The organism is Embleya sp. NPDC020886 (genome assembly GCF_044333915.1).
In the GTDB taxonomy this organism is placed as follows: Bacteria; Actinomycetota; Actinomycetes; order Streptomycetales; family Streptomycetaceae; genus Embleya.
The window spans coordinates 123,961-142,773 of the sequence record NZ_JBIRRX010000015.1 but is presented as its reverse complement, the minus strand read 5'-3'; the positions used below and the strand labels follow the sequence as shown (position 1 = coordinate 142,773).

At 72.6% G+C, this 18,813-nt stretch carries 17 protein-coding genes; 13 read left to right on the top strand and 4 right to left on the bottom strand.

The annotated features are described in order from the left end of the window. Position 1: 1 nt before the first annotated feature. Positions 2 to 2,125, bottom strand: coding sequence for a prolyl oligopeptidase family serine peptidase (locus tag ACH4U8_RS37200; protein WP_395782645.1), 2,124 nt, complete (start codon positions 2,123 to 2,125; stop codon positions 2 to 4). Between the two features lie 208 nt (positions 2,126 to 2,333). On the opposite strand from ACH4U8_RS37200, the gene ACH4U8_RS37195 reads away from it, so the two are divergent. The 5 genes from ACH4U8_RS37195 (at position 2,334) to ACH4U8_RS37175 (ending at position 7,790) form a co-directional block, all read left to right on the top strand. Next, positions 2,334 to 2,534 carry a DUF2304 domain-containing protein gene (locus ACH4U8_RS37195; protein ID WP_379992253.1) on the top strand — a complete coding sequence of 67 codons (201 nt, stop codon included), beginning with the start codon at positions 2,334 to 2,336 and terminating at the stop codon, positions 2,532 to 2,534. A 72-nt stretch (positions 2,535 to 2,606) separates the two neighbouring features. Further along, positions 2,607 to 3,227, top strand: a complete 621-nt coding sequence (locus ACH4U8_RS37190; RefSeq protein ID WP_360314611.1) for a class I SAM-dependent methyltransferase — start codon at positions 2,607 to 2,609, stop codon at positions 3,225 to 3,227. A gap of 58 nt (positions 3,228 to 3,285) precedes the next feature. Beyond that, positions 3,286 to 4,188, top strand: a complete 903-nt coding sequence (mshB, locus tag ACH4U8_RS37185; protein WP_360314613.1) for an N-acetyl-1-D-myo-inositol-2-amino-2-deoxy-alpha-D-glucopyranoside deacetylase — start codon at positions 3,286 to 3,288, stop codon at positions 4,186 to 4,188. A gap of 10 nt (positions 4,189 to 4,198) precedes the next feature. Continuing rightward, positions 4,199 to 4,591 carry a DUF6113 family protein gene (locus ACH4U8_RS37180; protein WP_395782644.1) on the top strand — a complete coding sequence of 131 codons (393 nt, stop codon included), beginning with the start codon at positions 4,199 to 4,201 and terminating at the stop codon, positions 4,589 to 4,591. 355 nt (positions 4,592 to 4,946) lie between these two features. Next, positions 4,947 to 7,790, top strand: a complete 2,844-nt coding sequence (locus tag ACH4U8_RS37175; protein WP_395782643.1) for a VanW family protein — start codon at positions 4,947 to 4,949, stop codon at positions 7,788 to 7,790. Between the two features lie 75 nt (positions 7,791 to 7,865). Here the strand turns inward: ACH4U8_RS37175 and ACH4U8_RS37170 are convergent, their stop codons facing one another. Next, positions 7,866 to 8,636 carry a hypothetical protein gene (locus ACH4U8_RS37170; protein ID WP_395782642.1) on the bottom strand — a complete coding sequence of 257 codons (771 nt, stop codon included), beginning with the start codon at positions 8,634 to 8,636 and terminating at the stop codon, positions 7,866 to 7,868. A 58-nt stretch (positions 8,637 to 8,694) separates the two neighbouring features. Between ACH4U8_RS37170 and ACH4U8_RS37165 the strand changes: the two genes are divergently transcribed. The 5 genes from ACH4U8_RS37165 to ACH4U8_RS37145 all read left to right on the top strand — a co-directional run bounded on the left by ACH4U8_RS37165 (position 8,695) and on the right by ACH4U8_RS37145 (position 14,121). Continuing rightward, positions 8,695 to 9,645, top strand: a complete 951-nt coding sequence (locus ACH4U8_RS37165; RefSeq protein WP_395782641.1) for an ABC transporter ATP-binding protein — start codon at positions 8,695 to 8,697, stop codon at positions 9,643 to 9,645. Continuing rightward, positions 9,642 to 10,370 (top strand): ABC transporter permease, encoded by a 729-nt coding sequence (locus tag ACH4U8_RS37160; RefSeq protein WP_360314623.1) that lies wholly within the window; start codon positions 9,642 to 9,644, stop codon positions 10,368 to 10,370. Before ACH4U8_RS37165 ends, ACH4U8_RS37160 begins: the two co-directional genes overlap by 4 nt. A 49-nt stretch (positions 10,371 to 10,419) precedes the next feature. Beyond that, positions 10,420 to 11,628 carry a sensor histidine kinase gene (locus tag ACH4U8_RS37155; RefSeq protein WP_395782640.1) on the top strand — a complete coding sequence of 403 codons (1,209 nt, stop codon included), beginning with the start codon at positions 10,420 to 10,422 and terminating at the stop codon, positions 11,626 to 11,628. 10 nt (positions 11,629 to 11,638) lie between these two features. Next, positions 11,639 to 12,244: a response regulator transcription factor gene (locus tag ACH4U8_RS37150; protein WP_360314627.1), complete on the top strand. Its 606-nt coding sequence runs from the start codon at positions 11,639 to 11,641 to the stop codon at positions 12,242 to 12,244. Between the two features lie 269 nt (positions 12,245 to 12,513). Further along, positions 12,514 to 14,121 carry a cellulose binding domain-containing protein gene (locus ACH4U8_RS37145; protein ID WP_395782639.1) on the top strand — a complete coding sequence of 536 codons (1,608 nt, stop codon included), beginning with the start codon at positions 12,514 to 12,516 and terminating at the stop codon, positions 14,119 to 14,121. A gap of 68 nt (positions 14,122 to 14,189) precedes the next feature. Here ACH4U8_RS37145 and ACH4U8_RS37140 read toward each other — a convergent pair whose 3' ends face one another. Together ACH4U8_RS37140 and ACH4U8_RS37135 are read right to left on the bottom strand one after the other, a co-directional pair. Then, positions 14,190 to 15,029, bottom strand: a complete 840-nt coding sequence (locus ACH4U8_RS37140) for a SirB1 family protein (protein WP_395782638.1) — start codon at positions 15,027 to 15,029, stop codon at positions 14,190 to 14,192. Next, a complete protein-coding gene (locus ACH4U8_RS37135; protein ID WP_395782637.1) occupies positions 15,026 to 15,967 on the bottom strand; it encodes a GNAT family N-acetyltransferase in 942 nt (313 codons plus the stop codon). Before ACH4U8_RS37135 ends, ACH4U8_RS37140 begins: the two co-directional genes overlap by 4 nt. Before the next feature lie 203 nt (positions 15,968 to 16,170). Between ACH4U8_RS37135 and fdxA the strand changes: the two genes are divergently transcribed. The 3 genes from fdxA (at position 16,171) to dapE (ending at position 18,797) form a co-directional block, all read left to right on the top strand. Continuing rightward, complete coding sequence (gene fdxA, locus ACH4U8_RS37130) at positions 16,171 to 16,497, top strand: ferredoxin (protein ID WP_020556628.1); 327 nt, start codon at positions 16,171 to 16,173, stop codon at positions 16,495 to 16,497. A gap of 87 nt (positions 16,498 to 16,584) precedes the next feature. Next, positions 16,585 to 17,667 (top strand): succinyldiaminopimelate transaminase, encoded by a 1,083-nt coding sequence (dapC, locus tag ACH4U8_RS37125; RefSeq protein WP_360314699.1) that lies wholly within the window; start codon positions 16,585 to 16,587, stop codon positions 17,665 to 17,667. 68 nt (positions 17,668 to 17,735) lie between these two features. Beyond that, entirely contained in the window at positions 17,736 to 18,797 is a 1,062-nt protein-coding gene (dapE, locus tag ACH4U8_RS37120; RefSeq protein ID WP_360314635.1) for a succinyl-diaminopimelate desuccinylase, read from the top strand. The last annotated feature ends 16 nt before the right edge of the window (positions 18,798 to 18,813 follow it).

The window sequence follows — 18,813 nt, the reverse complement described above, 5'->3', positions numbered from 1 at the left end:
GTCAGTCGGTCGCGGGGCGGGCCAGGGCCCGGCGCAGGAAGTCGACCTGGAGCAGCAGCAGGTTCTCCGCGACCTGCTCCTGCGGCGTCATGTGGGTGACGCCGGACAGCGGCAGCACCTCGTGCGGGTAGCCGGCCGCGAGCAGGCTGCTGCTCAGCCGCAGCGTGTGCGCCGCGACCACGTTGTCGTCGGCGAGGCCGTGCACCAGCATCAGCGGCCGACGGGTCGGCACCTGCTCGATGCCGGCGGCCAACGAGTTCCGCCGGTAGACCTCCGGCTGCTCGGCGGGCAGACCCAGGTAGCGCTCGGTGTAGTGCGTGTCGTAGAGCTCCCAGGCGGTGACCGGTGCGCCGGCCACGGCCGCGTGGAAGACGTCCGGGCGGCGCAGCACGGCCAGTGCCGCCAGGTAGCCGCCGTAGGACCAGCCGCGGATGCCCACCCGGGTGGTGTCCAGCCAGGGCCGCTCGGCAGCGACCGCCGCGAGGGCGTCCACCTGGTCCTGGAGGGTGATCGGGCCCAGATCCAGGTGGATCGACTTCTCCCACTCGGGGGAGTGCCCGGGGGTGCCCCGGCCGTCCGCGACCAGCACCGCGAAGCCCTGGTCGGCGAACCACTGCGAGGTCAGGTGCGGGTTGCGCGCGGCGAGCACGCGCGGGCCGTGCGGGCCGCCGTACGGGTCCAGCAGGATCGGCAGCCGCTCGCCGGAGGCGGGGTCGAACCCGGTCGGCAGCAGCAGCGCGCACGGGATGTCGCGGGCACCGGCGCGCAACAGTTCGACCCGCGCGGTGAGCACGGGGGTGGCCGCGTGCGAGGTGATCTCGGCGAGTTCGGTGCCGTCGCGATACACCCCGACCCGGGCGCCGAAGCGGTCCAGCGAGGAGGAGAGCAACACCGTGGTGTCGCCGGAGCGCACCGCGGTGTGCACGCCGGGCTCGGCGCTCACCCGGGTGACCCCGTCGGCGGCGACCCGGTAGACGTGGATCTCGCCGATCTCGGCGTCGCTCGCGTCGGTTCCGGCCGACGCGGTGACCAGCACGTCCTCGTCGGCGACGTCCAGGATCGAGCGCACGAACAGGCGGCGGTCGGTCAGCTCCTTGTCCGCGACCACCACCCGGCGGGCCCCGTCGGCGTCGACCAGCCGGACCAGCCGGCCGTCCGGTGTCCACGCGGGTACGCCCGGGACCAGGTCGATCCACACGTCGTCGGTTTCCGCATGCAGCTCGCGGGTGGTCCCGGCGGCGAGGTCGACGGCGAGGGTGAGCAGCCGCTTCTGGTCGCGCGGCTGCACGCTCAGCAGCGGGTCGCCGCCAGCCGACCAGTGCACGCTCGCGAGGTAGGGGTACGCCGCGCGGTCCCAGGTCAGCTCGGTACGGGTGCCGTCGAGGCCGATCAGCCACGCGGTGACCTCGGCGTTGGAGGTGCCGGCGGCGGGATAGGCCACCCGCGTCGGCGCACTGGCCGGGTTGGCCGGGTCGCTGATCCACCAGCGATCCACCGGCGCGTCGTCCACGCGGGTCGCGATCAGCGCGGAGCCGTCGGGCGCCCACCAGTAGCCCCGGAAGCGGGACATCTCCTCGGCGGCGATGAACTCGGCCAGGCCCCAGACGACGTCGTCGCCGTCGGGCTCGGCGAGCGCGGTGTCCCCCGAGCCGTCGGCGGCCACCACCCGCAGGGCGCCGGCCGCCGCGTAGGCGATGTGCGTGCCGGTCGGGGAGGGACGCGGATCGATCACCGGGCCGGGCACGGCCAGCTCGCGCGCCGCCCGCCCATCGGTGAGGGAGACGGCGAACAGCCGGCCCGAAAGGGTGAAAGCCGCCAGCTCGCCCGCGCCGTCGAGCGCGTAACCGACGATGCCGGCCGCCCCCTCGCGACTGCGTTCGCGTCGGGCCCGCTCCTCGGCGGAGAGATCCTCGGCCGCGCCGCCGAGCAGCACCGCGGGATCGGCCACCAGGCGCTCGACGCCGGTCTCGGGGTCGAGCGTCCACAGGCACGTGGTGGGGTCGTCGGCGGCCTTGGACCGCAGGAAGGTGATCCGGCCGTCGGCGATGCCGAAGCCGCGTGGAGCGCCTTGGGTGAAGCGCTGCGTGCGGGCGTATTGCCGGGGAAATGTGATCTCCGAGCTCATGCGCCACAGCGTACGGGGCGGGGGCGTCGGGGGGAGGGGAGACCGAGGGAGAGTGCGGACGCCCGTGCGAACACCACCTCGCGCCCGCTGAACGAGTGAACGCTGTTCGTGATCGCCGGCTTACAGTCTGTGTGTAGACATGTCCCTTTGGGTGCGATGGCCGGCTTCCCCGAGCAAGCCCTCGAACCCCCTTGCGCACAGGAGGTGCGTGACTGTGGTGGTGTCCGTCTCCGCCGTGCTGCTGCTCGGTGTCACCGTCGTCTTCTTCGTCCGAAAGTCCGCGCTCAGGCCCGTACACGCGATCGTCTGCACGCTGCTCGGCTTCTATCTGTCGACCACATCGATGGCCCCCTCGATCCGCGACGCGGGCATGAGCCTGGCCGGAGTGGTCAACGGGATCCATTTCTGAGCGGGCTCCCTCGGTCCTGAGCGAGTGCCGCCGGCGAGGGCTCACGGGGTCGGCTTTGTAGGCTGGTCTGTCATGACCAATCGATGGCTGGCCAATACCGGTGGCACCCGAGGGCCCGAGTACGCCGAGCGGTTTCGCCGACTCGCCGCCGAAGGGCGCGACATGCACGGCGAGGCGCGGTTCTGCGACGCGCTGTTGTCCGAGCCCGCGCGGGTGCTGGACGCGGGCTGCGGGACGGGCCGGGTGGCGATCGAGCTGGCCCGGCAGGGCCACGAGGTGGTCGGCGTCGACCTGGACGCCTCGATGCTCGCCGAGGCCCGGGCCGCGGCGCCCGGGCTGACCTGGGTGCTCGACGACCTCGCCGACCTGGATCCGGCGGCGCTCGGCGGGCGCGGCAGCTTCGACCTGGTGGTGGCCGCCGGCAACGTGATGATCTTCCTGACTCCGGGCAGCGAGGTCGAGGTCGTGCGCGCGCTGGGCACGATGTTGCGGCCGGGCGGGATCCTGGTCGCCGGGTTCAGCCTCACGGGCGGTCCCGACGAGGTGGGTGCCACGATCGACGTCGAGCAGTACGAGGCGGCCTGCGCGGCGGCCGGGCTGACCCGCCGGACCCGATACGCCGGCTGGGGGCGCGAGCCCTGGATCGACGGCGGCGACTACCTGGTGGCCGTGCACGCGCGGCCGACCGGCTGACTCGGCGACGCGGGGTCGGCGCCCCGGGTCCCGCGATCGGCTGCGTAGGCTGTCACGCATGACCGAACGCACTGTCGAAAGCCCGCTGCGCCTGTTGCTCGTCCATGCCCACCCGGACGACGAAGTGATCAACAACGGCGCGTCGATGGCGCGCTACGCGGCCGAGGGTGTGCACGTCACGCTCGTCACCTGCACGCTCGGTGAGGAGGGCGAGATCCTGGTTCCCGAGCTGGCCCACCTGGCGGCCGACCGCGAGGACGGGCTCGGGCCGCACCGGATGACCGAGATCGCCGACTCGATGAAGGTGCTCGGCATCTCCGACCAGCGTTTCCTGGGTGGCCCGGGCCGCTACCGGGACTCCGGGATGATGGGCGTGCCGAGCAACGATCGGCCCGACTGCTTCTGGCGGGCCGACGTCGACGAGGCCGCCGCGCACCTGGTGTCGGTGATCCGCGAGGTGCGCCCGCAGGTGCTCGCCACCTACGACGAGCGCGGCGGCTACGGCCACCCGGACCACATCCAGGCGCACCGGGTGGCGCTGCGTGCCGCCGAGCTGGCCGCCGACCCGACCCACGCCGAGGGCGCGGGCGAACCCTGGACGATCGCGAAGATCTACTACAACGTGATGCCCCGGTCGATCCTCAAGGCCGGCATCGAGCGGATGATCGAGGCCGGCCAGGACGTGCCGTTCACCGCGGTCGAGGTGGACGAGTTGCCGTTCGCGGTGGACGACGACCAGGTCACCACCGCCGTGGACGCGGGCGATTACGTGGGCGCCAAGTTCGACGCGCTGCGGGCCTATCCCACCCAGGTCTCGGTGGAGGACGGCTTCTTCGCGCTGTCCAACAACATCGGCCAGAGCATCATGTCGGTCGAGCACTATCGGCTGGTGCGCGGCGAACTCGGGCCCACCGGCCCGGACCACCGCGAGGACGACCTGTTCGCCGGACTGCGCCCGTAAGGTAGCCCTCGTGCCAGACAAAGCCGGCCGCATCGCGGCATACGTGGTGCTGTTCCTGCTCGGCGTGGTGATCGCCTTCATCGGGGCGTTCACCCAGGCGGCCTACCCGCCTGCCGGACTGATCGTCGCGCTCGCGGGCAGTGGCGGCCTGTTCGTCGCGGGCGGTTCGCTGCTCAAGACGAAGGCGGGGGCCGCGGTGCCGGTCGCCGCCTGGATCCTGACCGTGTTGTGGCTGGCGAGTTGGACCCGGCCCGAGGGCGACTGGATCTTTGTCAGCGGGTTCCTGTCGTATATCTATCTGCTCGGTGGCACCATCTTCGGTGTCGCCGCGGCCACTTACCCTTGGGGCGGCATCAAACCCGTCCTCCTTTCGGGTGAATCGGTGAAGACGCGGACAAGGTGACTCCCTTGCCCCGCCATGCTTGCCGACGGCGCGTGCTGCGCGGTAGGCGACGGTGCGGGGTAACGGTGTGGCAGGAGCGCAGTATTGTGGTTGCCGAGGTGCGGTGCGTGTCATGTCCTGTCCATGGGGCCGTCGCGACCGACTCCTCTGGCCCGTCGTACCGGGCAACCTCGGTGGCCGAGTTCGTCCACTCGCTTTCGATGGGGAGCAGTAAAACCCTCGAAGGCGGTGTCACGACCCGCACGCGGCGTGTGTCAACGCACCGCCGTCGCACTTTCCTGGATACCGCCCGACCCCGGGCGGGGGCGGCCGTGCGCCGCCACGCAACCTTCAGCTGTCGGAGAGCTCGTTCTTCGTGAGTAACGACCAGCCCCCCACGCCCGACGACCCGGGCGCGCAGCCGCGCCGCGACGATCTCGGTGGTGATCCGCATCCGTTCTTCGGGCGGGTCGGCCGCTCGTCGCCGGCCGCACCCGCTGCCCGTGAGCGATCCGCCGCGCCCGCGTCGTCTCCGCATCCATCCCCCGATCCGTTCGGGGACGACGACGAGTTCGCGTCGTGGTTCGATGACGAACCGCCCCGCCCCGCGCCCGTCGCGGGGCCGCCGGGTGGTTCGTCGTGGCCCAGCGCGGACGACGATGTGCCTCCCGTCGCGGAACCGCCCCGGCAGGAGGCCCCGCCGCTGGGGCCCAACGGACTGCCGCAGCGGGTTCCCGGCGCCTCGGGAGCCAGGAGTCTGACCGCCGACCCGGGCGGTGCGTCCGGTCCGGTGCCGTTCTCGGACGCGCCGCCGCCGGCGTTCGTACCGGCGCAGCCCGGGCAGCCGCCGAGCCACCGGCAACCGCCGCACGATCAGCCGCTCTCCGGCGCGCCCGCCGCGTACTCGGACGAGCACGGCGCGGGTGTGCCCGGTGCGGGTCTGGACGACGTCGGCTACGGCCCGCCGCCCGTGGTCGAGCCGTTCGCCCGGCCGACCGAGGCGGCGCCGGGGGAGGCGGTCGCGGCGAGCGGCGCGCTGCCGACCCGGGTGGGTCGGCGCCGGCTGATCGCCGGCTTCGGCACACCCGAGGCCAACCCGGTGCCGGCCGCGCCCGCCGACGAGGTGGACGCCGAGTCGGACGTCGAGTCCGGTGACCAGACGATGACCACCCGGGTCAGCATCAAGATCCCCGGGTCGCGGCCGATTCCGCCGGTGGTGTTGCGCGGCCAGGCCCCGCTGCCCTCGCAGGACCCGCCGCGCTGGACCCGCGACGGTGAGTCCGACGGGCCGTACGAGTACCAGACGCGGCAGGAGCAGGACGCCGCCGACCACGGGTTCCCGCAGTACGGCACCACCGACGCGCACGCGGCGGAGTCCGGCACGGCGCACCCCGACGACACTCGGGACGGCACCGACGAGCCGCGACCCGCGCCCGCGCGACCGCGGCGGCGCAAGCCGAAGGCGCTGATCGCGTGCGCGGCGGGGCTCGCCGTGGTGGGCGGGGTGTACGGCGCGTCGCTGGCCTATGCCGGCGGCGGGGTGCCGCGCGGCACTTCGGTGCTCGGCGTCAACATCGGCGGCCAGTCCCGCGACGAGGCGGTGCGTACGCTCGAACAAAAGCTCGGCGATCGCACCACCAAGCCGATCAGGCTCACCCTGGCGGGCAAGGAGTTCCAGCTCGACCCGGCCGTGGCCGGGCTGCTGCTCGACGCCCGCGCGACGGTCAGCGAGGCGTCGAAGGGCGGGATGAACCCGCTCACCTCGGTGCCGGCGATGCTCGGCAAGACCCGGGAGACGCAGCCGCGTACGGTCGTGGACCCGGTCAAGCTGGGGGCCGAGTTGGAGGCGCGCGCCGCCGAGGCCGGCGGCGGGCTGACCGACGGCGGGATCTCGTTCGCGGGCGGCCAGGCCGCCGCGATCGCGCCGACCAGGGGCAAGGTGCTGGACACCGCCGCCGCGGTCAAGCTGGTCGAGGCGGCCTTCCTGCGCGGCAACGGGCCGGTCGAACTGCCGGTCAAGACCGCCGACCCCAAGGTCGCCCAGGCCGAAGTGGACCGCGCGATGCGCGAGTTCGCGGTGCCCGCGATGTCCGGACCGGTCACCCTGACGGCCGGCACCAAGAGCCTCAAGCTGACCCCGGCCGTGCTCGCCAAGTACCTCACCATGGTCCCGGACGGCAGCGGCAGGTTGCAGCCCAGGATCGACACGAACGGGCTGCAGGACGAACTGGGCCAGACCTTCTCCTCGGTCGGCGAGAAGCCCAAGAACGCCACGTTCAAGGTCGAGGGCAAATTGGCGGCCGGTGCCAAGGTGTCCGTGGTGCCGTCCGTGCCCGGCAAGGGCGTCTCCGGCGCGACCGCGGCCGACGCGCTGCTGACCGTGCTGGCCAAGACCGGCACGGCCCGCACCGCGAAGGTCAGCCTCGGCCCGGTCGAGCCCAAGCTGACCACCGAGGCGGCGAACAAGCTCGGCATCACCGAGGTGATGTCGACGTACACGACGAACTACCCGTTCGCCCCATACCGGTTGACCAACATCCACCGGGCCGCCGATCTGATCACCGGCTCGGTGGTCAAGCCCGGCGACACCTGGAGCCTGAACAAGACGGTCGGCGAGCGCACCGCGGAGAACGGCTTCGCCAAGGGCACGATCATCAACAACGGGCGTTTCCAGACCGACTTCGGCGGCGGCGTGTCGCAGGTGGCCACGACGACCTTCAACGCGGTGTTCTTCGCCGGGCTCAAGGACGTCATGCATCGCCCGCACAGCTTCTGGATCGACCGCTATCCGGCCGGTCGCGAGGCCACCGTGGCCTGGCCCTCGCTGGACCTGAAGTTCCAGAACGACTCCGGGAAGAACGTCTATCTGGAGTCCACCTACACCGACTCCACGGTGACCGTGACCCTGCTGGGCACCCGCCGGTTCGACGACATCAAGGCCGAGCCGGGCAGCAAGTACGACGTGGTCAAGCCCAAGTCGGTGGTGGACAAGTCGGCCGGCTGCGTGCCGCAGGCCGCCTCCGACGGGTTCAAGATCGACGTGACGCGGGTGTTCATCCAGGGCGGCAAGGAGAGCGCGCGGGAGAAGTTCCACACCAAGTACGACCCGGCGGACAAGATCACCTGTGATCGCACCGGCGGCGCGGAGGGCGAGGGCCAGGGACGCACGGCGGACTCGCCGCCGCCGGGCGCGATGCCGGTCCGCATGTCGGACGACTAGCGCCGGGCACCTTCGCGCGCAGCCACACGCCGGACGGGCGACCTGCCCGTCCGGCGTGCCGCGTCCGGGGCCGGGTCAGTCCGTGGGCCGGCCCACGTCGCGGGACAGGTCCAGGGCCAGGAAGCGGTCCAGATAGGCCAGCGCCTCGAACCGGGCGCCGGGGGCCAGCCCCTGATCGCGGGCCAGCTCGACCACCAGCCGAAGCGCGGTGGGGGTGTCCAGGCCGTCGTCGAGCGCGGCGTGGATCGGCGCCACCGCCTCGCCCGGCAGCGCCCGGGACGGGGACTCGGCGCACTCGGCCGTTCGGGCCCGCAACTCGGTGAGGGTGCGCTCGGCCTCGGCGGCCCCGTAATAGCCCTTGGGGTCCGCGCGCAGCGGTTCGTCCGCGGTCAGCGAGAGCAGCAGCAGGCGCAGCGCGAGCGGGTCTCGGGGGTGCGGGACCGGGCGCCGCGGCGCGGCCTCGATCAGCGCCGCCGGGTGCAGCACGTGTACCCGGGCCTTGGGTCCCTGATCGCCGCTCTCACCGATGTACAGGTCGATCGCGCCGTCCGGCTGTCCGGTGCCGGGCACCGGCATGTTGTATCGCCCGTAGCCCGCCGGGTCCGCGATCTGTGCGCGGTACGGCAGTTGATGGATCGTCACGGTCAGCCGGTGCCGGTCCGCGACGCGGCGGAAGGTGTCGGCGAGGATCGCCGCGCGCAACGAGCGACTCGGGTAGGCGACGCGCACCCGTCTGCCGATCGAGGTGGTCACGGGCTCGGACTTGCCGGTCTGGGAGTCGGTCAGTCGCACCATGTGCCCACGGTAGGCGTCCGGCCCGGCCGGCACGGCCATGACATCTGTCATGGCGCGATCAGGAGGTTTCCCACTTCGCCGGATCCGCGCCCACCGCCACTGTTGACGCATGACGATCACGGCTGGAAAACAGACGACCGCGCCGGCCGTCGCACTCGCCGGTGTGCGCAAGAGCTTCGGCGACCTGCGCGCCGTGGACGGGCTCGATCTGGAGCTGAACCAGGGCGAGACGGTCGCCCTGCTGGGCCCCAACGGCGCCGGCAAGTCCACCACGTTGGACCTGCTGCTCGGCCTGAGCCGGCCCACCGAGGGCACCGTCGCGCTGTTCGGCGGCGACCCGCGCGACGCGATCCGCCGGGGGCGGGTCGGTGCGATGTTGCAGAGCGGCGGCCTGATGCCGGACGTGACCGTCGGCGAGATGGTCAAGCTGGCCCGCGACCTGCACCCGCGCCCGTTCCCGCAGGCACAGGTGCTGCAACGGGCGGGCATCGAGGACCTGGTCGACAAGAACGTCGACAAGCTCTCCGGCGGGCAGGCCCAGCGGGTGCGCTTCGCGGTGGCCATCGCGGGCGAGGTGGACCTGATCGTCCTGGACGAGCCCACCACCGGCATGGACGTGGACAGCCGGCAGCGGTTCTGGGGGAGCATGCGCGAACAGGCCGAGCTGGGCCGCACCGTGTTGTTCGCGACGCACTACCTGGAAGAGGCGGACAACGTCGCCGACCGGGTGCTCGTGCTGCACCGCGGCAAACTGCTCGCCGACGCGAGCGCCGCGCAGATCAAGGCCCGCGCGGGACTGCGCCGGATCGCCTTCGACCTGACCGAGTCGGTCGAGCGGTACGAATCGACCCTGCGCGCGCTGCCCGGCGTCGTGCAGCTCGAACTCGGCGGCACCACGGTGCGCATGCGCAGCGACGACGCCGACGAGACGGTCGCCGCGATCTACGCCGCGGGTCTTCGGCCGCGCGGCCTGGAAGTGGCCGGACTCGGCCTGGAGCAGGCGTTCCTGGCGATCACCCAGCAGGCGGACGAGGCGGAAGGCATGGAGATCGCGTCATGAGGACCCTGATGAGGCTGGAAGTCCTGCGGATGTTGCGCAACCGCCGGTACCTGCTCTTCACGCTCGCCTACCCGGTCGCGATGTACCTGATCTTCGGCAGCCAGTCGGGTGACGTCGACGGCACCGACGTGGCCGCCTACATCATGGTGTCGATGGCCTCGTTCGGCGCGGTCGGCGCGACGCTCAGCGCGGGCGTGCAGCGGATCGCGGCCGAGCGGCAGAGCGGCTGGACCCGCCAGTTGCGGCTGACCACGCTGACCGGGCGGCAGTATGTGATCTCCAAGCTCGCGTCGGCGGCGGTGGTCGGCCTGCCCGCGATCGTGCTGGTGCTGTTCACCGGTTTCCTGCGCGGGGTGCGGCTGGACCCGTGGCAATGGGGCGTGCTGGTGATCGCGCTGTGGTTCGGCTCGTTCGTGTTCGCGGTGCTGGGCATCGGGTTGGGCTATCTGGTCGCGCCGGACTCCGCCCAGCCGGTGTTCATGCTGGTCTACCTGGGCATGGCGGTGCTCGGCGGGATGTGGGTCCCGTTGACCGGGTTCCCGCAGTTCCTCCAGGACATCGGGCACGTGATGCCGACCTACCGGCTCGGCCGGCTCGGCTGGGAGGTGTTGGACGGCCGGCATCCCCGGATGTCGGACATCGCGGTATTGGCGCTGTATCTGGTCGCGTTCACCGCGCTGGCGGCGTGGCGCTACCGTCGCGACGAACAAAAGGTCGCGGCCTGAATCGGGATCGCTTGCGGCACGGGACCTCATCCACGAAGGAGCGCACGGCATGAAGTGGTCGGACCCGACGCGGCAGGACAGCGCGCGAGGGCGGGCGATCCGGATGTCGTGGTCGTTGTTGTGGCTGTTCTTCCTCACCCCCGTCGTGCACGACCTGGCGACCGGGGGCTACGGCCCGGTCCGGCTGGCGCTGGGCTCGTTCGGGCTGCTGGTGGTGGTGGTCTGCTACGTCTCGCTGGTGTTCGGCGGGATCGGCTGGTTCGGCCTGTTCGGCCGGCTGGAGACCGCGCTGCGCCGGGTGCTGGACACCGATCGCATATTGCGACTGACCTGCCTGGTGTTGTGGGCGACCTCGGTCGCGCTGATCCTGGCCTTCGACGACGAGTGGCTGGGCCTGATGGTCTACGTGTCGGTGTCGCTGGGGGCCGGGCTGCGCTTCCCGCAGTCGATGTGGGCGATCCTGGGCTGTGTGCTGACCGGGCTGGCCCTGGGCGTGCTGCTGGGGGCGGCCGGGAACGACATCCTGGTGCTCGCCTTCGTCACGGTGCTCACCGGCGGGCTGATGATCGGGATGCGCCGACTCCTGGAGACGCTGGTCGAGCTGCGCGAGGCCCGGGAGATCGTGGCCCAGCTCTCCGCGAACGAGGAGCGCCTGCGGATGGCCCGCGACCTGCACGACGTGCTCGGCCACTCGTTGTCCCTGATCACGCTCAAGAGCGAACTCGCCGGCCGGTTCCTGCCCGGGCAGGTCGAGCGCGCGGCGGAACAGGTCGCGGACATCGAGCGGGTCAGCCGGCAGGCGCTCGTGGACGTGCGCGAGGCGGTGGGCGGCTATCGGCGGCCGACCTTCGCGGTCGAGCTGGCGGGTGCCCGGATCGCCGCCCGCGCGGTGGGCATCGAGCTGGTCGTACTGCCCGAACAGTGGCCGGTGTGCCCGGACCCGGAGGCCGAGGCGGTGCTCGCGTGGGCGCTGCGCGAGGCGGTCACCAACACGATGCGGCACAGCGGCGCGCGACGTTGCTCGGTCACGCTGAGTACCGGAGCCGCGTGGAGCCTGGAGATCACCGACGACGGGCGTGGTGCGGTGCGCTGCGAGGGCAACGGGCTGACCGGGCTGCGCGAGCGGTTCGCGTTGGCCGACGGCGACATTCGGGTGGGTGTTCCCGAGGGAGGTCGCGGGTTCGCATTGACCGCTTCGGTCCCGGTGCTTCCCGGTAAGGACGACGTGGGGCTGATCGGTCCCGGGGTCAACCGCTAACGTTCGGCCCGTGATCAATGTGCTGCTCGCCGAGGACCAGGCCATGGTGCGCGAGGCGCTGGCCGCGTTGCTCGGCCTGGAGGAGGACATTCGCGTCGTCGCGCAGGTCGCGCGCGGGGACGAGGTGCTCGCGGCGGTTCGGGCCAGCGGCGCCGACGTGGCGCTGCTGGACATCGAGATGCCCGGCCAGGACGGTCTGTCCGCCGCCGCCGAGCTGCGCCGGGTCGTGCCCGGGTGCCGGATCGTCATCCTGACCACCTTCGGCCGGCCCGGCTATCTGCGTCGGGCGATGGAACTGGGCGCGGACGCCTTCCTGGTCAAGGACGCGCCCGCGGCACAACTGGCCGACGCCGTCCGGCGGGTGTTGCGCGGGGAGCGGGTGATCGACCCCACGCTCGCGGCGACCGCGCTCTCGGTCGGCGCCGATCCGCTGACCGAACGCGAGCGCGACGTGTTGCGGGCGGCGGCCGACGGCTCGACGGTGTCCGAGATCGCGTCGGGGCTGCACCTGTCCGAGGGCACCGTGCGCAACCACCTCTCCTCGTGCATCGGCAAGACGCATGCCCGCAACCGGGCCGACGCGGTGCGCATCGCGCACGAGAACGGCTGGATGTGAGCGGCGGCCCGCACCGCGAGGACCGGACCCCGGCCCGATCCCGACGGTGACCGGGCCGGCCCGCCTCGGCGTCCTTGAGGGTGTCGCCGCATGCCTTGCGCTCCACGGCTCGTGGCCGGGGATCGATACCCGCATCTCTCGTGCCGAGACGAAGGATCTTCGCAACTCCCCGCCCGGACCGGGTCGATGGGACCCGGGCGCGAAGGCCGGTAGAGTCCTCGTGCCCGGCGGCCCGAGTGCCGCCGGAGAGGATGTCGGAGGAAATGGGCATGGGGTCGCACCGGGCAAGCGGTCCCGAGCCGGGCGCCGGTCGTCCCCGCCGGGAGCGGATCCGCTGGGCCGCCGCCGGCGCCGCGCTCGCCGCGTTGCCCGCCGCGCTGGTCGTGGCCCTGTCCGGGGACTCGCCCGGGCGCGACCACGTGCTCAGCGCCGACTACGTGCGCACCGGTTCGTGGCCCACCGGGTACAGCGGCCAGTACGTCCTGCGCAATTCCGGCTCCGACACGGTCAAGGGCTGGACGCTGCGCTTCGATCTGCCGGCGGGCACCCGGGTCGCGAACGTGTGGAACGGCCGATTGCAGCCGGCCGAGGGCAAGTACACGGTGCGCAACGAGAATTGGAACAAGGCGCTGCGCCCGGGCGAGAGCATCGTGGTCGGCTTCGAGGTGCGCCGGGACGGCGCCGGCGTGCCGACCGCGAGCGAATCGGCGCGTGCCGACGGCCCGATCGCGTGCACGATCAACGACAAGCCGTGCGGCATGCCCGCCCCGACCGCGTCCGGTGACCGCTCGGCCACGGCCGGGCCGATTCCCTCCGCCGGCCCGCTCGACGGCACCGACCGGCCCACCGTTCGGCCCACTCCCACCGGCACCGGCCGGGTCGGCGCCCCGTCGACCACGCCGCCGCCGCCGTCCTCGAGTGGCTCCGCCGGGTCGGCCACGCCGCGCTCGGGCACGGTCGAACACCTCGCGCCCTACCTGGACATGACGCTCGCCGGCGCGCTCGACCCCACCCGGGCGGGCGCGGCCGGCGGGGTGCGCGAGCGCACGTTGGCCTACGTCGTGGACGGTGGTGGTTGTCGGCCGATGTGGGGTGGGGTGACCCGACTCGACGACCCGGTGACCACCGGTCGGATCGCCGCGCTGCGGGATGCCGGCACCACGATCCGGGTCGCCTTCGGCGGCGCCGGCGGCACCGACCTCGCGGCGTCCTGCGGCACGCCCGAGGAACTGGCGGGCGTCTACCGGCAGGCTCTGGCCGCGACCGGGGCGACCGGGATGGACCTGGACATCGAGGGCCGCTCGCTGGTGCGTCCCGACGTGGTGCAGCGGCGCAACGCGGCGCTGCACCTGCTCCAGGAGGGTGCCCGGGCGGCCGGCCGGCCCGTGGACATCGGGTACTCGCTGCCCGTGGACCCGCTCCAGGGGTTGGGCGACGAGGCCAAGGCGCTGCTGCGCGACGCCGTCGCGCAGCAGGTCGAGGTCTCCTACGTCAACATCAAGGCGCTGAACTACGGCGCCGCGGTCGCCCCCCGGCCGCAGGGCCGGATGGGCCAGTTCGCGAGCGACGCCGCGCACGCCGTACAGGGGCAGATCCGCGAGGTGTGGCCGCAACTGTCCGAGGAGCAGTCCTGGCGGCGGGTGTCGGTGACGGTGATGATCGGCCGCAACGACGTGGCGGGCGAGGTGTTCACGCTGGACGACGCGCGCAGGTTCGCCGAGTTCGCCCGGACGGTGCACCTGGGCCGGATCGCCTGGTGGTCCGCGGCGCGGGACCGGCCGTGCCCCGACGGCGCCGGCACCGAGGCGGGCGTCGACCCCACGTGCAGCGGGGTCGCCCAGGACGCCGACGCGTTCCTGCGCATCCTGGGCGGCTGAGTCCCGGCGGCGGGACCGGCTGGGAGCGTGCTCGGTCCGCCGCGGCCCCGTCCGGGGGTCGCCGGGCCTCAGTTCAGCCGGGCCCGGGCGGCCTTGGCCTCGGCCAGCACACCCTCGGCGACCTTCGGGTCGATCCGCTCGACGAGTTCGGCGTATTCCTCCAACTGCCGGGCGCCGGCCGCGAACTGGCCGGTCTTGGCGAGCAGCGTGCCGCGCTCGTGGCGCAGCGCCGCCGGATGGCGCGGCAGCAGCAGCGACAGCTCGACCGCCCACAACCGGGTCCAGGCGCCCTCGATGCCGCGCTCGGGCTGAGCGGCCCAGGCGCGGATGTTGTTGAGCACCCGGAGCAGGATCGCGGTCGGCCGGGCCGGCTGCAAAAGCGCCGGATCGCCCGCCTGGCCGCCCGCCTCCGCGGCCAACCGGCGGGCCCGCGACACCGACAGCGGCACCCCGCCGTGGAAGGGGTCGGCCAGCTCGAAGGTGTCGTCCGGATCGCCGATCCCGACCACGAAATGTCCCGGCAACGCGACGCCGTAGACCGGCAGGCCGGCCCGTCGGCCCACCTCGATCCACACCATCGACAGCAGGATCGGCAGCCCGCGTCGACGGCGCAGCACCTCGTGCAGCAGCGACGAGCGCAGGTCGGCGTAGTCCGACTGTTGTCCGAAGAAGCGGGCCCGACCACCGAGCACGAGCGCGAGCGCCGCGGCGGCCCGGGCCGGGTCGCCCCCGGGGCCCACCTCGGCCCGCACGGCCGCCGCGAGCCGGTCCAACTCGGCGATGCCCGCGGCCGGGTCGAAGGTCGGATCGACCTCGACGCCCATCAGCAGTGCCGCCTCGGCCAGGTCCACCTCGTCCGCCCGGACCACCGAGGCGAACCGATCGCGTGCGTTCCCGGGATCGCTCACGGGCGGGCGACCGGCGATCGACGGTAGTGGTAGCGGTGATGGTCGGTGAAGCCGAGCGCGTCGTAGAGCTCGCGGGCCGGCCGGTTGTCCGATTCGACCTGGAGCCACCCGGTGACCGCGCCGCTCGCCAGCGCCCGATCGGTCAGCGCCTTCACGATCGCCCGGGCGTGGCCCCGCCGACGATGGGCCGGGTCGACCTCCAGGGCGGCGAAGCCCGCGTACCGACCGAGCACGCAGACACGGCCGATCGCGATCGGCGCGCCCGAGTCCGGATCGCACACGGTCGCGAACAGGGTGCCGGGCGGACCCTGGAGCACATGCCGTTCGGCGCCGCCGCCCGAGCGGCCCGCGACGTGGTGGTAGAGGGAGAGCCACGCGTCGGTGAGGGTGTCCTGGATCCGGACCGCACTCGCGTCCACGTCGTGCAGCACGTCCGCCGCGCGCACCAGCCGCCCGGTGCGCATCAGGGCGTCGCCCTCCGCGAGCCACCCGGCCGCGTCGAGGAAGCGGTCGAACGGGTCGGCGTGGGCGACCTGGAACAGCGTCGGCAACCCGCGGGTCTCGTACCAGCGGTTCACTCGATCGAGTGCCTCCTGGGAGGGGACGCCGGGCTCGCCCAGGACCAGCACCGAGTTGGCCCGCCGGGTGAATCCCTCGGCCGCGCGCAGCAGCCATTCGCCGAACGTGGCGACCTCCGGCGCGGGCCAGGATCGGCTGGCCACGTCCTGCAGCCGAGCCGGGGTGAGTCGTTGCACGGGCGGCGGCACCACCTTGGCGGCCACGATGCTCGCTTCGGCCACCCGGGCGATACTGCCGTCCCTGCGGGTGATTGTCAGCACACCGTCGCGCCAGTCCACGAGGTCGCCCACGACGTCCGTAAAGGCTGCTCCGGACTCCTCCGGCGGCAGCTCGCGGCGCACCGACACGCGTCTGCCCACATCTCGCGGTGTGATCCTCTTCACCTGTCCGGCTTCCCCGATCCGCGCTGACCTCGTCCGCCCACGTCTGCTGACATGTTCGCGGCCCACAGGAAGGGCCACCTGCTAGGAGTAGGCCCCGGCCCACCGCGATACTAGTTGTGGGCACCGACGTTGCCGCGCTCCCGCGCACCCTGTACCGCCCGCATGAGGAGGAACCCGACGTGACCTACGTCATCGCGCAGCCCTGCGTCGACCTGAAGGACAAGGCATGCATCGAGGAGTGCCCCGTCGACTGCATCTACGAGGGTGAGCGTGCGCTGTACATCCACCCCGACGAGTGCGTCGACTGTGGAGCCTGCGAGCCCGTCTGCCCGGTCGAGGCAATCTTCTACGAGGACGACACCCCGGAGCAGTGGAAGGACTACTACAAGGCGAATGTCGAGTTCTTCGACGACCTCGGCTCCCCGGGCGGCGCCTCGAAGATGGGTCTGATCGCCAAGGACCACCCGCTCATCGCCGCGCTGCCGCCGCAGGCGACCGGCGAGTAGAGCGACGTGACCGCTTCGCACAACGGTGCGGAAACGCCTACCGACCCCGCAGCCGCGCGGGGTCGGCGGGCGCGTCGCGTCACCGATCTGCTCCCCGTCTTCCCCTGGGACCGCCTCGAACCGTTCGGCGCGCGGGCCCGGGCCCACCCGGACGGCGTGGTCGACCTGTCGGTGGGCACGCCCGTCGATCCCACCCCGCAGCTCATCCGGGACGCGCTGAGCGCCGCCGCCGATTCGCCCGGCTACCCGACCGTGTACGGCAAGCCCGAACTGCGCGAGGCGATCGCCGGGTGGCTGGTGCGCCGGCTCGGCATCTCCGGCGCGAATCCGGACGCGGTGCTGCCGGTGATCGGTACCAAGGAACTGGTCGCGGCGCTGCCCAACCAGCTCGGGCTCGGCCCGGGCGACACGGTCGCGCACCCGACGCCGGCCTATCCCACCTACGACGTGGGTGCGCGGCTGGCCGGGGCCACCCCGCTCGCGGTGGCGGACGGCGTGCTGCCGGATCCCGCCGGCGTACGGATGATCTGGCTGAACTCGCCGGGCAACCCGCACGGCGCGGTGCACTCGGTCGAGGAACTGCGCGCGGTGGTCGAGTGGGCCCGCGCGCACGACATCCTGGTCGTCTCGGACGAGTGCTACATCGAGCTGTGCTGGGAGACCCAGGCGGTCTCGGTGCTGCACCCGGACGTGTGCGGCGACTCGCACGAGGGGCTGCTGGCGCTGCACTCGCTGTCCAAGCGCAGCAACCTGGCCGGCTACCGCGCGGGCTTCGTCACCGGCGACCTCGCGGTGATCCGCGAACTGCTCGCGGTGCGCAAGCACTCGGGACACATCGTGCCGGGGCCGGTACAAGCGGCGATGACCGTCGCCTTCGCCGACGACGAGCACGTCGCGGTGCAACGGGCCCGCTACGCGGCCCGGCGCGCGGCCCTGCGCGACGCGCTGGAGTCGTCGGGCTTCCGGATCGAGCACTCCCTGGCGAGTCTCTACCTGTGGACCACGCGCGACGAGGACTGCTGGGACACCGTGGCGTGGTTCGCCGAGCGCGGCATCCTGGTCGCGCCGGGCGACTTCTACGGCCCGTCGGGCAATCGGCACGTGCGGATCGCGTTCACCGCGACCGACGAGCGGGTGGCGGCGGGCGTGGAGCGGCTCAAGAGCGGTTGAGCGACGAGGCTCGATTCACCTGACATATCGTCAGATAACGCGTCCCGGGACAGGGATAGGCTGCCGTCATGACCGTGAGGCTTGATCTGTCCCAGGACGCGGCGTCGCTCACCGCGCAGCTCGTCGACATCCCGTCCGTCAGCGGCGACGAGCGGGTGCTCGCCGACGCGGTGGAGCAGGCGCTGCGCGCCCACCCGCATCTGACCGTCCACCGGGACGGTGACTCGGTGGTCGCGCGCACCGACCTCGGGCGGCCCGAACGCATCCTGATCGCCGGCCACCTGGACACCGTCCCGATCGCGGACAATCTGCCGTCGCGGATCGAGGGTCCGCTGATGTACGGCTGTGGCACCTCGGACATGAAGAGCGGCGTCGCGGTGCAACTGCGCCTCGCCGCACAACTGACCGAGCCCAATCGCGACGTCACCTACGTGTTCTACGACTGCGAGGAGATCGAGGCCTCCCGCAACGGGCTGCTGCGGCTGGCGAACACCCGTCCGGAGTGGCTCGTCGCCGACTTCGCGGTGCTGATGGAGCCGACCGGCGGCGCGGTCGAGGGGGGCTGCCAGGGCACCCTGCGCGTGCGGATCACCACCCTCGGCACCCGTGCCCACTCGGCCCGCTCGTGGCTGGGCGACAACGCGATCCACGCCGCGGCGCCGATCCTGACCCGCTTGCAGGGCTACGAGGCCGCCAAGGTCGTGATCGACGGGCTCGAGTACCGCGAGGGGCTCAGCGCGGTCGCGATCGAGGGCGGCGTGGCGGGCAACGTGATCCCGGACGTGTGCACGGTGACGGTGAACTTCCGGTTCGCCCCCAATCGCAGCGTCGAGCAGGCGTTGGAGCATGTGCGGGAGGTGTTCGCCGGGTTCGACGTGGTGCTCACCGATGCCGCCGCCGGTGCGCTGCCCGGTCTGGACCGACCCGCGGCGGCGGCCTTCGTGGCGGCGATCGGGACCGCGCCGCGGGCCAAGTTCGGCTGGACCGACGTGGCGCGCTTCTCCGCGCTGGGCATCCCCGCGGTCAACTACGGGCCCGGCGACCCCAACCTCGCGCACAAGCGCGACGAACACGTGGAGATCGCGCTGATCGGGGAAAGCGAGAAGCGACTGCTGCACTGGCTGCGTTAGGACCCGGCCCGGCCCG

Bases quoted from the DNA above. Each gene is read 5' to 3' on its own strand.
- ACH4U8_RS37190 (WP_360314611.1), top strand. From the start codon at position 2,607: ATGACCAATCGATGGCTGGCCAATACCGGTGGCACCCGAGGGCCCGAG.
- ACH4U8_RS37200 (WP_395782645.1), bottom strand. From the start codon at position 2,125: ATGAGCTCGGAGATCACATTTCCCCGGCAATACGCCCGCACGCAGCGC.
- ACH4U8_RS37145 (WP_395782639.1), top strand. From the start codon at position 12,514: ATGGGGTCGCACCGGGCAAGCGGTCCCGAGCCGGGCGCCGGTCGTCCC.
- dapE (WP_360314635.1), top strand. From the start codon at position 17,736: ATGACCGTGAGGCTTGATCTGTCCCAGGACGCGGCGTCGCTCACCGCG.
- ACH4U8_RS37155 (WP_395782640.1), top strand. From the start codon at position 10,420: ATGAAGTGGTCGGACCCGACGCGGCAGGACAGCGCGCGAGGGCGGGCG.
- mshB (WP_360314613.1), top strand. From the start codon at position 3,286: ATGACCGAACGCACTGTCGAAAGCCCGCTGCGCCTGTTGCTCGTCCAT.
- ACH4U8_RS37165 (WP_395782641.1), top strand. From the start codon at position 8,695: ATGACGATCACGGCTGGAAAACAGACGACCGCGCCGGCCGTCGCACTC.
- ACH4U8_RS37170 (WP_395782642.1), bottom strand. From the start codon at position 8,636: ATGACAGATGTCATGGCCGTGCCGGCCGGGCCGGACGCCTACCGTGGG.
- ACH4U8_RS37160 (WP_360314623.1), top strand. From the start codon at position 9,642: ATGAGGACCCTGATGAGGCTGGAAGTCCTGCGGATGTTGCGCAACCGC.